Source organism: Clostridium sp. Marseille-Q7071, assembly GCF_965112025.1.
This window is the reverse complement of the sequence record NZ_CBCOPR010000001.1, coordinates 2,846,336-2,861,573: the sequence shown is the minus strand read 5'-3', so window position 1 is coordinate 2,861,573 and position 15,238 is coordinate 2,846,336. Positions and strand designations below refer to the sequence as shown.

Here is a 15,238-nt window from a genome sequence, read left to right as displayed (position 1 = left end):
AGAGCTGGTATATCTATATACATATTAAACTATTGTTATCATAATACAATATTCGTTATTTTACTACACAATATGATAATATAATTGTAGCTATCACTATTATATATTATAATAAAATATGGTGTATATAATAGTGAGAGGAGATAATTAATATGAAAAATTGTTTAGTGGCCCAATCCGGTGGTCCTACTTCGGTTATCAATTCAAGTGCTATCGGAATATTTGAAAAAAATTTAGAGTGCAAATATTATGATAATGTTTATGCTGGATTAAATGGTATTGAAGGTATTTTAAATAAAAATTTACTCAACTTATCAGAAATGCCAAAGGAAGTAGTAAGTGGACTTAAGTACACTCCTTCTTCTGGACTTGGTTCTTGTAGGTACAAGCTAAAAAATTATGAAAATCACAAGGATGAATATGTAAAATTATTTGAAATATTAGAAGAATATGAAATTAGCACTTTTTTCTATATAGGTGGAAACGATTCAATGGATACAGTACATAAACTTAGTAATTATGCTAAAGAGCATAATATCAATATTAAATTTATAGGTGTTCCAAAAACTATTGATAATGATTTACCTATTATGGACCATACCCCTGGATTTGGTAGCGCTGCTAAGTTCATTGCTACTATAGCTTTAGAAAACAGCATAGACGCTAATGTTTATAGTGCTAAAAATGTATTTATAATAGAAACAATGGGAAGAGATACTGGTTGGTTAGCTGCTAGTTCTTGTATTGCCACTATAAACGGAAAATCTGTAGTGGACTTTATATACCTTCCTGAAATTCCTTTTAATATTGAAAAGTTTGTGAAAGATGTTAATGCAAAACTTGAAGAAAAAAATACTGTTGTAATAGTTGTCTCTGAAGGTATTAGGACTGCTGATGGATCTTTTTTAGGAGAAATGTCTTCAACTGGATTAGATAAATTTGGTCATGCACAACTTGGTGGAGTATGTAATTATCTTAAAAATTTATTAAAAGAAAATGGAGTAAAAAAAGTAAGAGCTATAGAGCTTTCTACAATGCAAAGGTCAGCTATGCATTTCGCATCAGAAACTGACATTCAAGAGGCTTATGATATTGGTTCCTTTGCACTAGAGTATTCTAAAGAAGGCGAAACTGGCAATATGGTTGCTATAAAAAGAATTTCTAACACTCCTTATAAGTCAGAACCTTTTGCACTTCACACATCAGAAGTTGCAAATAAAATTAAATATTTCCCTAGGGAATGGATAAATTTAGAAGGTAATAACGTTACTATAGAAGCTTATAATTATACCTTACCACTTATTCTAGGAGAGTCAAAAATTGAATATGAAAATGGACTTCCAAAATATTATACTGTAAGATAATACTGAAAAGTTTAAATATATAATAGATGTGCTATTTTAAAATTTAAATTGAAAACATATAACCGCTTTTAATTATTTAAACATAAAATAATCAAAAGCGGTTTATTCTTGGTTTTCATATTACTAATTTATATTATTATAAATTAAAAATTTATTTAACTTTAGCCTTTAATAGATTAAAGTTTTGCTGTTTCTTTTTGATTTTTTATCTTTAAATAAACATAAATTGGCATTCCTGCTACCGCTAATAAAACTACATAAAATGCTACTTTCAATCCTGATCCATAAATTGCCCATACTGCATATATTAATCCTATTATTGGTATTATACTCTTTTTTACTATTTGTTTTTTCGTTAAAGTTCCCTGTTTTCTCATAATAACCATGTCTGACATTATTGTGATTGCGTATATAGGCAAATATGTTAATGTTGCAATTAAAGTTATTATATTTAACGCTCCTACAAATCCATTAGAAAAGTTAAGAAGTAAAACTAAATTTGTAATTACTGAACTCAATATTAATGCTTTATATGGAGTTCCATACTTCTCATGACTAGATGAAAATACTTTAGGGAATATTCCATCGCTGCCAGCAGCGTAAGCAATTCTCGCTGAAGAGAATATCCATCCTATGGCTGTTCCTGTTATTGATATAACTATTGATATATTAATAAAATTTATAATTCCTTTTTCAAAATATTGAGTTAATATGTCTGATATTGGAGCTGTACTTTTAGCTATTTCACTTTGTGGCATTGCACCCATTGCAAAAAAGCTTAATGCTAAATAAAATAAACAGGCTAATAATATTCCAAAAATTGTACTCTTCGCTACATTTTTTCCTGGATTTTCAATATCCCCTGCTGCAATACTTGAAGATTCAAGTCCTATAAATGCCCATAATGTTACTGTTGCTGCTGTTGATATTGTATTTACCCCTTCACCACTTGGAAACATTGGTGTTATATTGTTTACGTCAAAATGAGTTCCAGCTACTACTATAAATATTAATAATATAGAAAGCTTAAATACAGTTATTATACTTGCTATATTACCTGTCAGTTTTACACCTTTTATATTTATAAGAGTTAATCCCCAAAGTATAGCTGAACAAAATAAAAATCCAACTAAATGATTACTACCTATAATTGGGAAAACTGCACTAGAATAACTTCCTATTGCTATAATTACTGCTGCATTTCCTATAACTGAACCAGTCCAATACAGCCATGCATTTGTAAATCCAACGAATTCACCAAAGGCTTCTTTTGAGTATTCATAAGGCCCTCCAGTCTTTGGAATAACACTTCCCAATCTTGCAAAGCTCAATGCTATAAATACTGACCCTACTCCAGTCAAAAGCCATGCTATTAATGTCGAACCTGGCCCTGCTACATTTGCTAAAGTAGTTGGTAACATGAATATTCCTGAACCAATCATATTTCCTACAACTAGTGCAGTTGCTGCAAAAAGACCCATTTTCTTCTTTTGCGACGTGTTTGAGTTTTTCATCTTTTGTCCTCCTTGTTAATTTTCATTAGTTAATTGCAGCTAAATAGTACTACTTAACTATGCTATAAGTTTTTTAGCACATATAGCTATTTTCTTATTATTAAAATATGTAATTTCATGTGGAATAATTAAATAAATTAATGTCAGTTACATTAAATATAGAACAATTCACTAAAATCTATATGTGGATATTGGGTAATATTTTCAATTAGTTCTGATTTAAAATTGAATCTATTATTACTCTCTAATATTAAAAAACTTTGCTTCTAAATGTGTCTAAAATCTAATAAAATTTAAGTTATAATATGATTGCTTATTATTGTTACAAAGTTTTTTAATACGGCTTGTCCACTATTGTAAGCTCTTAGTTTTAAATTTATAAAATAAATACTTTTATCTTTTCCATAATAATGCTTTAATTTTATATTCCATATTGATATTACATTATTTCACTTAACTTAATTAATAAAGTAAATGTTTTCATTTTTTCTTATTATACTTTGATTACTTATTATTGTTATAAGCTTTTTTGAAACTCTTAGCTTTTCATCTGTTTAAAATATTATGAAACATTATATTTTAAAAATTTATTTTGACAACTATTAATTTGTAAATATACTTTTAATAATCTGTTTTTAAACCTACTACTTTAAATTTAATTATTAAGATTAAAAAATCTTTCCTTTAAGATAATAAAAATGTTATAATGCTTCAGTCTATTATGTTTATTTTTCTAACTCATACTAAATCACATTATTTCTCAAAAGATATTATAGCATAATATTTTCTAACTTCAATTGATAATATGAAATTTATATAATAAATATTCATTTTTATTGTATATTTATTAATTTATGAAATACAATATTGCTTATTTTTTTAAATGTAGTGAATCTAATAATTCTAATTATACCTATCTTAAATTCTTTCCAATATATATAAATTTAAAAACTATTTTTTATTATTAATTAGACTTTTCTTAAAATATGAAAAATTTTATTATACATAGCTTTTTTTATTTTAAAATATCCATCTACCATTTTACATTATCAACATTTTTTCGTCATAAGTCAACAAATTTATTACTTTTTCAAAGCCTCCACATTTACCTTTTAATAACCACTGATTTTAATAAAAATTATCCTATGAGAAAGTAAGAAATTCAATACTTTGCAATTATTTTAATTTATCTATTACTATAAATTTCACCTAAGTAATTTAATATTTAATTATTAAAAATAAACTTTATAATAATATCCTTATATAATATTACAATAAAAGTAGCTATGGTTATAAAGGGTGTATAAGGAATAGTTTTTTTTCTACTTTCTCCCTTAGCTATCATGTATATACATATTATAGTAGCTAATATGTTAGCCAATGCAAAAATTAATATGCTGCTTGTTGCTCCTAGAAAGACTCCTATTATAATTGAAACTTCTAAATCTCCATATCCTATTACCTCTTTTTTATATATAGATTTAGTAACAAGAATCAATGCTAAAAAGATTCCTCCTCCTAATAGGGCACCAAGAATATAATCTTTAATAGGATATCCATTAATATATTCTATTATCATAAAGGCACTGCCTAAAATTATAGCCCCATAAGCAGTATTATCGTATACATATCTTGTATTAAAATCTATAACTCCAATTACAATTATGAAACATGATAAGGTGTAAAGCTTTATCAATTGCAAGCATAATCCATATTTAATATACAAAAGCAAAAGCATAGTACCCGTTATCAGTTCTACGAATAAATTTTGAAAATTATATTCACAATTTTTTATTTTATTTTCTTCGTCATTTTTAATTGTTTCATTGATGCAAAAGTTTAAGAATTTCCCTAAAAAAATTCCAGTTATAAATATAAAGCTATATATTAATACCATGCTACCTCCACTTTTAATTACATGCTATTTCAAAAGTTTTAATATCTTTGCCTTCTGATACTTGTGTATCATTTTTTAGACTAGGATAAACCTGCCTAGTTCCCGTAAATATAAATATTTCTCCATCACTTTTTATATGGATAGAAAATTTATTTGGTAAATTATTATTAACTAAAGCTTGTTGTTTTATTTCTTCATTATTAAAATACTGTTTAACCACGGTTTCATCTATTTTAAGTACTGATTTTCCTTTTGATAATTCTGTATTTATTGCCATTGCTATATTTTTAGCAGTTGCTACATCTGCCTTTTGCTTAGCATTCTCCTGTATATTTCCGAATTTAGGTACAGCTATAAAAGCTAATATAGCAATAATTGATATAACCACTATTATTTCTATGAGAGTAAATCCCCCTCTTTTTTTCTTAGAATAACTCACTGTTTTACCTCCATTTTATTTATAGTACTCATTTAATTGTTATTATTGACAATTATAAGAATAAATAACATATTTTTGTATTTTATATAATTATAACTTTGAAATTCTTATCAATATAAAAATTTTATATTGAGCCTTTCTAATATGAGCAATAAAAATAGAATGTTTTTTCGTAACAATAAAAAACATTCTATCATTCTTATAATTCTATTTATACAAATAAATCTATAAAACTTTCTGTACTAAATTCATACAGACCTTTAGTAGTTAGTTTAATTTCAGGAATCACTGGAAGTGATAAAAACGAAAGAGTTATAAATGGATCAAAATCCTGCTTTATTCCATAACTTCTTGCTATTCTATTAAGTCTTTTTACATTCTCACAAACGATATATGGTTCTTGAAATGTCATCAATCCTCCTATTGGAAGTGATAAGTGTGATATCAATTTGCCTTCAGAAACTATAACTATTCCTCCGCCTATAGTAATAAGAGAATTAACAGCTACCTCCATATCTTTATCATTATCGCCAATTACAATAATGTTATGAGAATCATGTGCAACAGTTTGGGCTATAGCACAATCTTTTAACCCTAACCCTTCAACATATCCTACAGAATATTTTTTACTTCTTCTATGTCGTTCAAATATTGCCAATTTTAAAACATCTCTACTATTTATTTTTGAAACATATCCGTTTTCTGCCGAAATTTTTCTTATTTCCTTTATAGTCTCTAGAGATTGTGGTTTAACTTTTATCACATTAATTTCATTTCCTATAGCAGGAACTTTGAAATCATTAATTGATACAAAATCTAGGTTCATTGAAGTCTTAATATTATAAATAGCACTAGTCTTAGCATTTAATAATGGGTCTTTTCCATTTTTTAATACTCTTTTAATGTTTATTTGTTTAAGACTTTCAAAAATAACTAAATCCGCTTTATATCCTGGAGCTATAGCTCCAATGTTTTTTAATCCATAGCACTGTGCTGCATTAAAAGTTGCCATTGTAAAGGCTTTAACAGGATCTATCCCCTCTCTTATGGCTATTCTCAAACAATTATCAATTGATCCTTCTTCCATTAAATCTTCTATATGTCTATCATCGGTACAGAATAAAAATCTATGGTAATTTTCATCTTTAATAGCTTTTAATAATGCTGTTAGATTCTTAGCTGCTGATCCTTCTCTCATCAATATATACATACCTTTTGAAATTTTATTTAAAGCATCTTTGTAATTTGAACATTCATGATCTGTTTTAACTCCACTAGTAATGTAAGCATTTAATTCTATAGGAGATATTATTGGACTATGGCCATCTATAGGTCTGCCATTAAATGATTTAAGTTTACATAACATCTCCTCATCCTTATTTATAACTGACTTAATGTCCATTACCTCTCCTAATCCCAGGACTTTAGAATGGTCAGATAATTTTAGAAGTTCTTCGCAATTTAAAGTATATCCATTGTCTTCAAAACTTGTAGCAGGAACACAAGATGGCAACATAAAGTATATATCAATCATAGCATTTTCAGAATTTTTAAGCATAAATTCAATTCCCTTTATCCCCTCTACATTTGCTATTTCATGAGGATCTGCTATTACAGTGGTTACCCCATTTTTAATTGCTATTGAGGAATACTTTTCTGGTGTTATCATTGAGGATTCAATATGAACATGGGAATCTATAAAACCTGGAGCTACATATTGTTCTGAACAATCGATTTCTATATCTCCCTCATAACTACCAATACCTATGATTGTATCATCACATATGCCTATATCTCCCTGTTCAATTTGTCCATTAAACACATTGATATAAAATGCATTCTTTAAAACTAGATTACACTTTACTTCTCCAAGACTCATCTCAATTTTTCCCTTTATTTTTTCCATCGCTACCCCTTTCTTATAACTAATTGTTATGATTTACATTTTCAATTGCGCCTATATAAGCTTTAATAATAGAGCCAGAATACTGTGGATTTAATTCTTTAATATACAAGCTTTCTTTAATTTTATTCATAATAATATTTATTACAGATTGCTTATATAAATAATCAACAGGTTTACCTTCTAATAGTAGCTCGACTTCATAAATTCGTATAGCCTTTTCATGCTCTATAGTAAAAGCTACATTGAATTTTTCTATTCTATTATTTTTATGCCTTAGATAAACAATACTGTCAATGTCTGGGGACAATGTTTTATTTTCGCTATTTATTCTAAAAAATCCTTTATATTTCCGTTTATTTAATAATTCTTCTACCTCTCTAAATGCATCTAATTTATTTTTTCTATTTGTTGATATATTAGTATTAGAAATCATTTTATATACCCCCTAAATATTTATGTAGTAACATATAAAATAATATGTAGAAGACTTATTATTTTTTAGATTATTACTATATTTATTACAGTATCCTATAATATATAACATAAAAATAATAAAAGCTGTAACTAAATGGATTAAAACACCATTTAGCTACAGCTATTGTTTTCAATAACTTTATAATTAATTTTCTCTTCGCATTTAACAATATTTTCTTCTTCAATAGAAGGAAATATATACTTATTCCAATTTACATATATATAAAACAAACTAACTACATCTTGCATATTGTATAGTAAAATTTTTTCTTTTTTATCCACAGGCATTCTATTAAAATATTCTTCATCTTTCATAATTTTACTAAAGGTTTTAGCTAAATTTGATCCGCTAATTATTTCACTTTCTCTTGTAATATTAAATTTACTTTCTAAATTTTTAAGTCCTATAGAAGTTTTCATAGATTTTTCGTAACATTTTTGTAAGTCTATATCTTTAAAATGCTCTTCTATTTTAAAATTTATCTTATGTTTCTCATACAAATAATTAATTACTGTAAAATCATTATTACCTGAAAAAGTTATTATATATTTCTTATTGTGCTCTTCAATCATAGTTTTAAAATAATCTTTTGATAATCTTAGAAGTTTTTTAAGTTCATATTTATTTTCGAGCATATATTGAGTTATTCTTAAAGAATTTTCATTCTCATCATAATATGCACTACCAAAAACCCCTATGCATATAGGCTTTTTATATACGTAATGCTCTAAATCAAAAAAAATAGCATCCTTAAATAAATCCTTTTTATCATTAAATATTAAACAATTCTCTTCATTAAAATCCTCTACATAAATCACATTTTCTTTAATAATCACCATATCACTCTTTTCTAAATTAAAGTTACCAAAATAATTAATATATAATTCCTATTAAAATAATGGTAAATACAACATATTGATTATTATATCACATTCACCTATTTATTTTCTACAAATTATATACATGCAAAAACTTAAATTATTAGTATTTAAAAAAACTTGCTATAACTTATTATTATTTCCAAATACTCTTTTAAATAACCTAATTTTCTAAAAAAATATTGACTTTTTCAATAAATAATCATATAATGATACTGATAATTGTTATCAACAAGAGGTGAAAATTATGAGCATTAATAATTTAAATTTAAGTAAAGCTGCTTATGTGGAAGTAAAAGACATGAGCATTAATGATTTAAAGCTAGGCGATATCGCTTATATACAAGGATTAAATTGTGATGAGAAATTGTCTAAAAGACTTTTAGCTTTAGGATTTATTGAAGGTACTAAAGTTATTATGAAAAAGGTTGCTCCCCTAGGAGATCCCATTATAATTAATTTGCGTGGAACGGATTTTGCTATAAGAAAAAAAGACGCAAGAAATATTTTTATAAAGATGGAGGGGAAAAATTAATGGTTACTGTTGCATTACTTGGTAACCCTAACGTAGGAAAAACAACTCTTTTTAATTCTCTTACAGGTTCTAACCAGTATGTTGGAAACTGGGCTGGGGTTACTGTTGATAAAAAAGAAGGTTACGTAGGAAAAAATGTTAAAATTGTAGACTTGCCTGGTATCTATGCTATGGATACATTTTCAAATGAAGAAAAAATCTCTAAGGAATTTTTACAAAGTGATGAGGTTGATCTAATTGTAAACATTGTAGATGCTACAAATTTAGAAAGAAATTTATATTTAACTTCACAACTAACAGAATTTAAGAAACCAATGGTTTTAGTTGTAAATATGATAGATGTTGCTAAATCTAAAAATATCCATATAAATTTTGATTTACTTTCTAAAAAATTAGGAGTAAACATACTTCCTATTTCAGCTTCTAAATCAAAAGGTATTGAAGCCGTTAAAGAACTCCTAAACAGTAAAGATTTTAACAAACTGGATACAACAATAAATGTTAAGCATAATTTTAGTGGAATGAATGAATCTGAAGCATATGCTTATATAGAGAATATTTTAAATTCTTGTGTAGAATTACCAAAGACTAAAAAAGAATCTATAAGTGAAAAAATTGATAAGATTGTATTAAATAAATTTTTAGCTTACCCAATATTTCTAGCACTACTATGGATTATATTTAAATTTACTTTTGAGTGGGTAGGTGCACCTCTTCAAGATTGGTTAGAGGGATTAATTACTGAAGATTTTGCAGGATTAGTTGGAGGACTTTTAGAAAATAGTAGTCCTTGGTTTAGTTCTTTAATAGTTGACGGTATCATTGGCGGTGTTGGAGGAATCATAACTTTCGTGCCAATTATATTAACTTTATTTTTGGGCATGTCTATATTAGAAGACAGTGGATATATGGCAAGAGCTGCTTTTATTATGGATAAGCTTATGAGAAAATTTGGTCTTTCTGGAAAAGCTTTTATTCCACTTATGATGGGATTTGGTTGTTCTGTTCCTGGGATCATGTCAGCTAGAACCCTTGAAAGTGAAAAAGATAGAAAGATAACTGCTCTAATACTACCTTTTATGTCCTGTAATGCTAGACTACCAATCTATGCACTATTTACCGGAGCATTATTTGCTAGTCACCAAACAGAAGTAGTATTTGGACTTTATTTACTTGGAATTTTAGTAGCATTTTTAGTAGCTATTATACTAAAAAATACTTTATATAAAAAAGCTGAAGAACCTTTTATAATTGAATTACCTGAATATAAAGTACCTGAAGCTAAAACAGTACTTCATCATACTTGGGAAAAAGGTAAAGGTTTCTTAAAGAAAGCAGGAACAATTATATTTGCAATATCAGTTATTGTTTGGTTCTTACAAAGCTTTAATATGAGTGGTATGGCAGAAATTGATGAAAGCTTCTTAGCTTCTATTGGTAACTTTATTTCTCCTATATTTGCACCTTTAGGTTTTGGTACATGGCAAAGTTCTGTATCATTACTTACTGGACTTGCAGCTAAAGAAGTTGTTGTAAGTACAATGGGTGTGTTATATTCTGGAGAGTTAGAGGCCGCTATTGCAGCTAACTTTACTACTCTAAGTGCATTATCATTCTTAGCTTTCTCATTACTATATACTCCTTGTATTGCAGTAATAGGAGCTATGAAAAAAGAATTTGGTGGTAAATTCGCCTTCTTCTCTGCTGTTTACCAAATAGCAGTAGCTTGGATAGCTGCATTCCTTATATATAATATAGGAGGCCTTATATTTTAATTGAGGTGATAATATGATAGAAATCTTAGTAACAGGTGGTATTCTCATAGCTTCAGCAGTTATATTATTTAAACAAATTAAGAAAAAAGGTAAAGGTGAATGTAACTGTGGAAGCTGTGCAGCAAAATGTCCTAACTACAAAGAAACAATTTCAATAAAAAAATCTAATCAATAAAAAGAGCATGACATGAGTCATGCTCTTTTATGGTTCTGTAAATAATTTTATGTAAACTGAATAATGAACTAAAGATAGTAAATAAATTACATGTCAAGAACACTCTTAATGCGGGTGTGTTTTTTATATTAGCCGTAAACTTTAAGGAAGTCTTCCTTCATACATTATGAATATCTCTATAAACTTCCCCCCAGTTTCTAAAAGTGGTAAATTCCACTTTTTTATGGCTCTAAAAGTTGCTAAGTACAATGCTTTAAGCAAAGAAGTGTCACTTGGAAATACACTTTGCTGACGATTCAATCTACGATAAGTATTGTTAAGGATTTCAATAGCATTCGTTGCGTATATAGCCTTACGTACATCAACTGAAACTTAAATATAAGTTTATAAAATCCTAATTAACTGACCAGCTTTTCATTTCATCGGGATAGTGTCTTTGCTATTTTTCAGTAACTTTAACTATATGAGCATGTCCTTGCTCTTCAGCTGGTGCATGATATATAGTTTTTAAATCTGCAGCAAATTCTTTTTTACCTTTATCAATGACATACTTCAAAGTATTACAAACTTAATGCACTATATATCGTTGATATTCAGTGTTAAGAAAAGCTACATTAATAGACTCTTTAATGCTTTCATTATAATCTTCTAATATTCTAAAATTATTATCATCAATTATTTTATTGAATATACATCTTCACGTCCATGATATAATAACCACTCCTTATAATTATAAGTACATATAAATATAATATAATTATTTGTATATATCATATGTAACTACCTTAAGCATGTTATAACTCATGACTGAAGTCACCATGATTTCATCAAATAAAAAAATCTATTTTTCAAGTATCTAATAAGGAATTACTTGAAAAATAGATTTTTTATTTTTTATTTTGACTTAGTAGGCTTACATGAGCTATGGCAGTCACAACAGTCTCCGCCACAGCAATTGCCATTTTTTTTATCTTTATAAACTTTGTATCCAACAAGAACAAATGATCCTAGTACTAATGTACCAATTATAAATGTAGACATATTTATTATCTCCTTACGCGCTATGCTCTAATATTCTCTACCTTATCGTCTTTTATGTTAGTTGAATTAGAAAAATCCTTATAAGGTCTAAATAGCATATACAAGAATCCTGCTAATAGTACTAAAGCAACTAAAGTTCCAACTCCGAATCCTTTTCCTGTAAACAGTGATCCTAATTGATAAACCGTAAGTGCCACTACATAAGCTAATCCAGTTTGATATCCTACAGCTACCCAAGTCCATTTAGCATTACCCATTTCACGTTTAATTGCACCAATTGCTGCAAAACATGGAGCACATAATAAATTAAATAGTAAGAATGAATATGCAGATAGTTGTGTAAATGAGCCTTGTAGAGTATTCCAAATTTCTACACCATCTTCTGCTACTTCTCCAACTCCGTATAAAATACCAAATGTACCAACTACATTTTCTTTTGCAATTAATCCTGAAATAGTTGCCACTGCTGCTTTCCAGTCGCCCCATCCTAACGGATTAAATATAGGTGCTATTACTTTACCAATTGAAGCTAATATTGAATCTGGAGTTTCTACCATTTCTAATGACCAATTGAATGTACTCAAGAACCATATTAATCCACAAGCAAGGAATATTATAGTACCTGCTTTTTTAACGAAGGATTTTGATCTATCCCACATATGAATAAACACACCTTTTACACTAGGCACATGATATTTTGGTAGTTCCATAACAAATGGAGCAGGCTCACCTGCAAAAGCTTTTGTTTTCTTTAAAATTATTCCAGAACATATAATAGCTGCAATTCCAACAAAATATGCTGAAGGTGCTACCCAAGCTGACCCTGGGAATAATGACCCTGCAATTAAAGCTATTATTGGCAATTTCGCAGAACAAGGCATAAATGTAGTCGTAATTATAGTCATCTTCCTATCTGATTCATTCTCAATAGTTCTTGATGCCATAATTCCTGGAACACCACAACCTGTTCCTATAAGCATAGGGATAAATGACTTACCCGAAAGACCAAACTTACGGAATATTCTATCCATTATAAACGCTATACGTGACATATAACCACAATCTTCTAAAATCGCAAGACATAAAAATAATACCATCATTTGTGGTAAGAATCCAAGTACAGCTCCTACACCAGCAATAATACCATCAAGTATTAGTGAATTTAGCCAAGGTGCAGTTCCTATAGATGTAAGGAAGCCTTCTACTGCAGGAGGTATAATATCACCAAACAACACATCATTTACCCAATCTGTAGCGCCAGTACCTATTGTTGAAATAGATAAGTAATAAACAAGGAACATAACAGCTGCAAATATAGGTAATCCTAAAATTCTATTAGTAACTATTTTATCTATCTTATCAGAAGTAGTTAACTTAGATTTGTTTTTCTTAACTACACATTTAGTAATTATTTTACTTATGTAATTATAACGTTCATTAGTTATAATACTTTCGCCATCATCGTCTAATTTATCTTCAAAACCATCTACAATTGCTCCTATTTTATCTTTTGAAGATTTTGAAATATTTCCTTGTTCAATTGCCTTTTCATCATTTTCAAATAATTTTATAGCAAACCAACGTAAATGTTCTTTTGAAATTTGATTTTGAATTTCATTCTCAATATCAGACAACACTTTTTCCACATCATTTGAAAAAGTATGTTCTATTACATTAACTTTGTGTGATTTAGCTAATTCTATTGCTTTATTAATTAGTTCTTTACATCCGTCACCTTTTAAAGCAGATGTTTCAACCACAGTACAACCCATAGATTTACCTAACTTGTCCTTATTGATGATATCTCCATTTTTTCTGACAATATCCATCATATTTAAGGCTATTATAACAGGAATTCCAAGTTCCATTACCTGAGTTGATAGATATAAGTTTCTTTCAAGGTTTGTACCATCTACTATATTTATAATAACTTCTGGTTTTTCTGTAATAAGATAGTTCCTTGTTATAACTTCTTCTAAAGTATATGGTGAAAGTGAATATATTCCAGGCAAATCTATTACTTTTACATCTTTATGTTGTTTTAATTTACCTTCTTTTTTTTCTACAGTTACTCCAGGCCAGTTTCCAACATACTGTGAACTTCCAGTTAAATAATTAAACATTGTAGTTTTACCACAGTTAGGATTTCCTACAAGAGCAATTCTTATATTTTCCATTTAAATCCCCCCCTAAAAGGTTTATAATTTATTTTTTACTTTACTTCTATCATTTCCGCATCTGCTTTACGAAGTGTTAACTCATAATTTCTTATATTTACTTCTATTGGATCTCCTAAAGGTGCCAATTTACGAACAAAAATTTCAACCCCTTTAGTTATTCCCATATCCATAATTCTTCTTTTTATAACTCCTTTTCCATGAAGTTTTACTACAGTTACTTTTTGTCCACATTCAACATCTTTTAACGTCATCATAGATAATTCCCCTCTCTAAATAATAATTCTATTAGCCATACTTTTACCAATAGCTATTCTTGAATCTTTTACGTTTATTATCATATTTCCTGATATCTCTGATATGACAGTAACGCTTTCTCCTTCTACAAAACCTAACTTTGCAAGAAATTGCCGCACATTGTCTCTACCTGTTATTTTCTTTATTTTATTTATTTCACCTTCTCTTGCCATAGCTAATGTCATAACACTCACCTCCTCTTAGGGTAGTTATTCAAAATCAATATTTTTATTCTAAATATTTTATAAAATATCCTGTTTTTAAAGTTTACCTATTAAGTTATTAGCTAGAGTATTATACTATCAGATTTTTCTTATGTTAGTTTAATCTAACCATTGTGCAAAATAGATAAGTTAACTCTGCTACTTTGTTAACTTTAATACAATCCTATTATATCATTATTGATAAAGATTTTCAATAAGTATTGAAAATCTTTATCAAAATAATAACTTTCTTTCATATATCTGGGTCCGTCTCATTAGCAGTTAAAAGCCGTTGATGCATGGATTTTTTATTCCTTTACGAAAATATATGGTGATGTAAAAAATGGCAAACTTTATCAATGCACAATTCATAATTCAGAATGAAATTATTTTTATCAAAATAATTTCTTTAATATATTTCTAACTAGTAATACAAGGGCTAGTTATGTGGCGAACACTGTTCGCCGCTACAATTAATAAATTTTAAATTTTTCAGCGATTGCTGAGAAATATCTACAATTGTCCATTGTCAATCGTCAATTCTCAATTGTTGAATGTGAAT

14 protein-coding genes and 1 pseudogene are annotated in these 15,238 nt (G+C 28.0%); 4 read left to right on the top strand and 11 right to left on the bottom strand.

Going from position 1 to position 15,238, the window contains the following annotated elements:
- Positions 1-152: 152 nt before the first annotated feature.
- Positions 153-1,364 (top strand): 6-phosphofructokinase, encoded by a 1,212-nt coding sequence (locus tag ACWPW7_RS13465; RefSeq protein WP_454053914.1) that lies wholly within the window; start codon positions 153-155, stop codon positions 1,362-1,364.
- A gap of 176 nt (positions 1,365-1,540) precedes the next feature.
- Here the strand turns inward: ACWPW7_RS13465 and ACWPW7_RS13460 are convergent, their stop codons facing one another.
- From ACWPW7_RS13460 to ACWPW7_RS13435, 6 genes are all read right to left on the bottom strand, one after another.
- Positions 1,541-2,878 carry an APC family permease gene (locus ACWPW7_RS13460; RefSeq protein ID WP_454053913.1) on the bottom strand — a complete coding sequence of 446 codons (1,338 nt, stop codon included), beginning with the start codon at positions 2,876-2,878 and terminating at the stop codon, positions 1,541-1,543.
- A 1,225-nt stretch (positions 2,879-4,103) separates the two neighbouring features.
- Entirely contained in the window at positions 4,104-4,775 is a 672-nt protein-coding gene (locus tag ACWPW7_RS13455) for a prepilin peptidase (RefSeq protein WP_454053912.1), read from the bottom strand.
- Positions 4,776-4,788: 13 nt separating this feature from the next.
- Positions 4,789-5,214, bottom strand: a complete 426-nt coding sequence (locus ACWPW7_RS13450) for a prepilin-type N-terminal cleavage/methylation domain-containing protein (protein WP_291561866.1) — start codon at positions 5,212-5,214, stop codon at positions 4,789-4,791.
- Positions 5,215-5,425: 211 nt separating this feature from the next.
- Positions 5,426-7,120 (bottom strand): adenine deaminase, encoded by a 1,695-nt coding sequence (ade, locus tag ACWPW7_RS13445; protein WP_454053911.1) that lies wholly within the window; start codon positions 7,118-7,120, stop codon positions 5,426-5,428.
- A 19-nt stretch (positions 7,121-7,139) separates the two neighbouring features.
- Positions 7,140-7,553, bottom strand: a complete 414-nt coding sequence (locus tag ACWPW7_RS13440) for a hypothetical protein (protein ID WP_454053910.1) — start codon at positions 7,551-7,553, stop codon at positions 7,140-7,142.
- A gap of 152 nt (positions 7,554-7,705) precedes the next feature.
- Positions 7,706-8,434, bottom strand: a complete 729-nt coding sequence (locus ACWPW7_RS13435) for a ribonuclease H-like domain-containing protein (RefSeq protein WP_454053909.1) — start codon at positions 8,432-8,434, stop codon at positions 7,706-7,708.
- A gap of 340 nt (positions 8,435-8,774) precedes the next feature.
- On the opposite strand from ACWPW7_RS13435, the gene ACWPW7_RS13430 reads away from it, so the two are divergent.
- From ACWPW7_RS13430 to ACWPW7_RS13420, 3 genes are read left to right on the top strand one after another with little or no spacing between them, the layout of a single operon-like run.
- On the top strand, positions 8,775-9,008 hold the full coding sequence (locus tag ACWPW7_RS13430) for a FeoA family protein (protein WP_291561949.1): 234 nt from the start codon (positions 8,775-8,777) through the stop codon (positions 9,006-9,008).
- Positions 9,008-10,783, top strand: a complete 1,776-nt coding sequence (feoB, locus tag ACWPW7_RS13425; protein ID WP_454053908.1) for a ferrous iron transport protein B — start codon at positions 9,008-9,010, stop codon at positions 10,781-10,783. The genes ACWPW7_RS13430 and feoB (ACWPW7_RS13425) overlap by 1 nt, the downstream gene beginning before the upstream one ends.
- Positions 10,784-10,796: 13 nt before the next feature.
- Entirely contained in the window at positions 10,797-10,958 is a 162-nt protein-coding gene (locus tag ACWPW7_RS13420) for a FeoB-associated Cys-rich membrane protein (protein ID WP_145953059.1), read from the top strand.
- Between the two features lie 141 nt (positions 10,959-11,099).
- On the opposite strand, the pseudogene ACWPW7_RS13415 reads toward ACWPW7_RS13420, so the two are convergent.
- The 5 genes and pseudogenes from ACWPW7_RS13415 to ACWPW7_RS13395 all read right to left on the bottom strand — a co-directional run.
- Positions 11,100-11,589: pseudogene (locus tag ACWPW7_RS13415) on the bottom strand (transposase); the annotation flags it as partial.
- A 263-nt stretch (positions 11,590-11,852) separates the two neighbouring features.
- Positions 11,853-11,999, bottom strand: coding sequence for a FeoB-associated Cys-rich membrane protein (locus tag ACWPW7_RS13410; protein ID WP_039630339.1), 147 nt, complete (start codon positions 11,997-11,999; stop codon positions 11,853-11,855).
- A 20-nt stretch (positions 12,000-12,019) separates the two neighbouring features.
- Positions 12,020-14,176, bottom strand: a complete 2,157-nt coding sequence (gene feoB / locus ACWPW7_RS13405) for a ferrous iron transport protein B (protein WP_454053907.1) — start codon at positions 14,174-14,176, stop codon at positions 12,020-12,022.
- A 35-nt stretch (positions 14,177-14,211) separates the two neighbouring features.
- Positions 14,212-14,433: a FeoA family protein gene (locus tag ACWPW7_RS13400; RefSeq protein ID WP_454053906.1), complete on the bottom strand. Its 222-nt coding sequence runs from the start codon at positions 14,431-14,433 to the stop codon at positions 14,212-14,214.
- 15 nt (positions 14,434-14,448) lie between these two features.
- A complete protein-coding gene (locus ACWPW7_RS13395) occupies positions 14,449-14,658 on the bottom strand; it encodes a FeoA family protein (protein WP_291561883.1) in 210 nt (69 codons plus the stop codon).
- Positions 14,659-15,238: the final 580 nt, after the last annotated feature.

Coding starts and splice junctions, on each gene's coding strand:
- ACWPW7_RS13465 (WP_454053914.1), top strand. CDS start 153: ATGAAAAATTGTTTAGTGGCCCAATCCGGTGGTCCTACTTCGGTTATC.
- ACWPW7_RS13460 (WP_454053913.1), bottom strand. CDS start 2,878: ATGAAAAACTCAAACACGTCGCAAAAGAAGAAAATGGGTCTTTTTGCA.
- ACWPW7_RS13455 (WP_454053912.1), bottom strand. CDS start 4,775: ATGGTATTAATATATAGCTTTATATTTATAACTGGAATTTTTTTAGGG.
- ade (WP_454053911.1), bottom strand. CDS start 7,120: ATGGAAAAAATAAAGGGAAAAATTGAGATGAGTCTTGGAGAAGTAAAG.
- ACWPW7_RS13440 (WP_454053910.1), bottom strand. CDS start 7,553: ATGATTTCTAATACTAATATATCAACAAATAGAAAAAATAAATTAGAT.
- ACWPW7_RS13435 (WP_454053909.1), bottom strand. CDS start 8,434: ATGGTGATTATTAAAGAAAATGTGATTTATGTAGAGGATTTTAATGAA.
- ACWPW7_RS13430 (WP_291561949.1), top strand. CDS start 8,775: ATGAGCATTAATGATTTAAAGCTAGGCGATATCGCTTATATACAAGGA.
- feoB (WP_454053908.1), top strand. CDS start 9,008: ATGGTTACTGTTGCATTACTTGGTAACCCTAACGTAGGAAAAACAACT.
- ACWPW7_RS13420 (WP_145953059.1), top strand. CDS start 10,797: ATGATAGAAATCTTAGTAACAGGTGGTATTCTCATAGCTTCAGCAGTT.
- ACWPW7_RS13410 (WP_039630339.1), bottom strand. CDS start 11,999: ATGTCTACATTTATAATTGGTACATTAGTACTAGGATCATTTGTTCTT.
- feoB (WP_454053907.1), bottom strand. CDS start 14,176: ATGGAAAATATAAGAATTGCTCTTGTAGGAAATCCTAACTGTGGTAAA.
- ACWPW7_RS13400 (WP_454053906.1), bottom strand. CDS start 14,433: ATGATGACGTTAAAAGATGTTGAATGTGGACAAAAAGTAACTGTAGTA.
- ACWPW7_RS13395 (WP_291561883.1), bottom strand. CDS start 14,658: ATGACATTAGCTATGGCAAGAGAAGGTGAAATAAATAAAATAAAGAAA.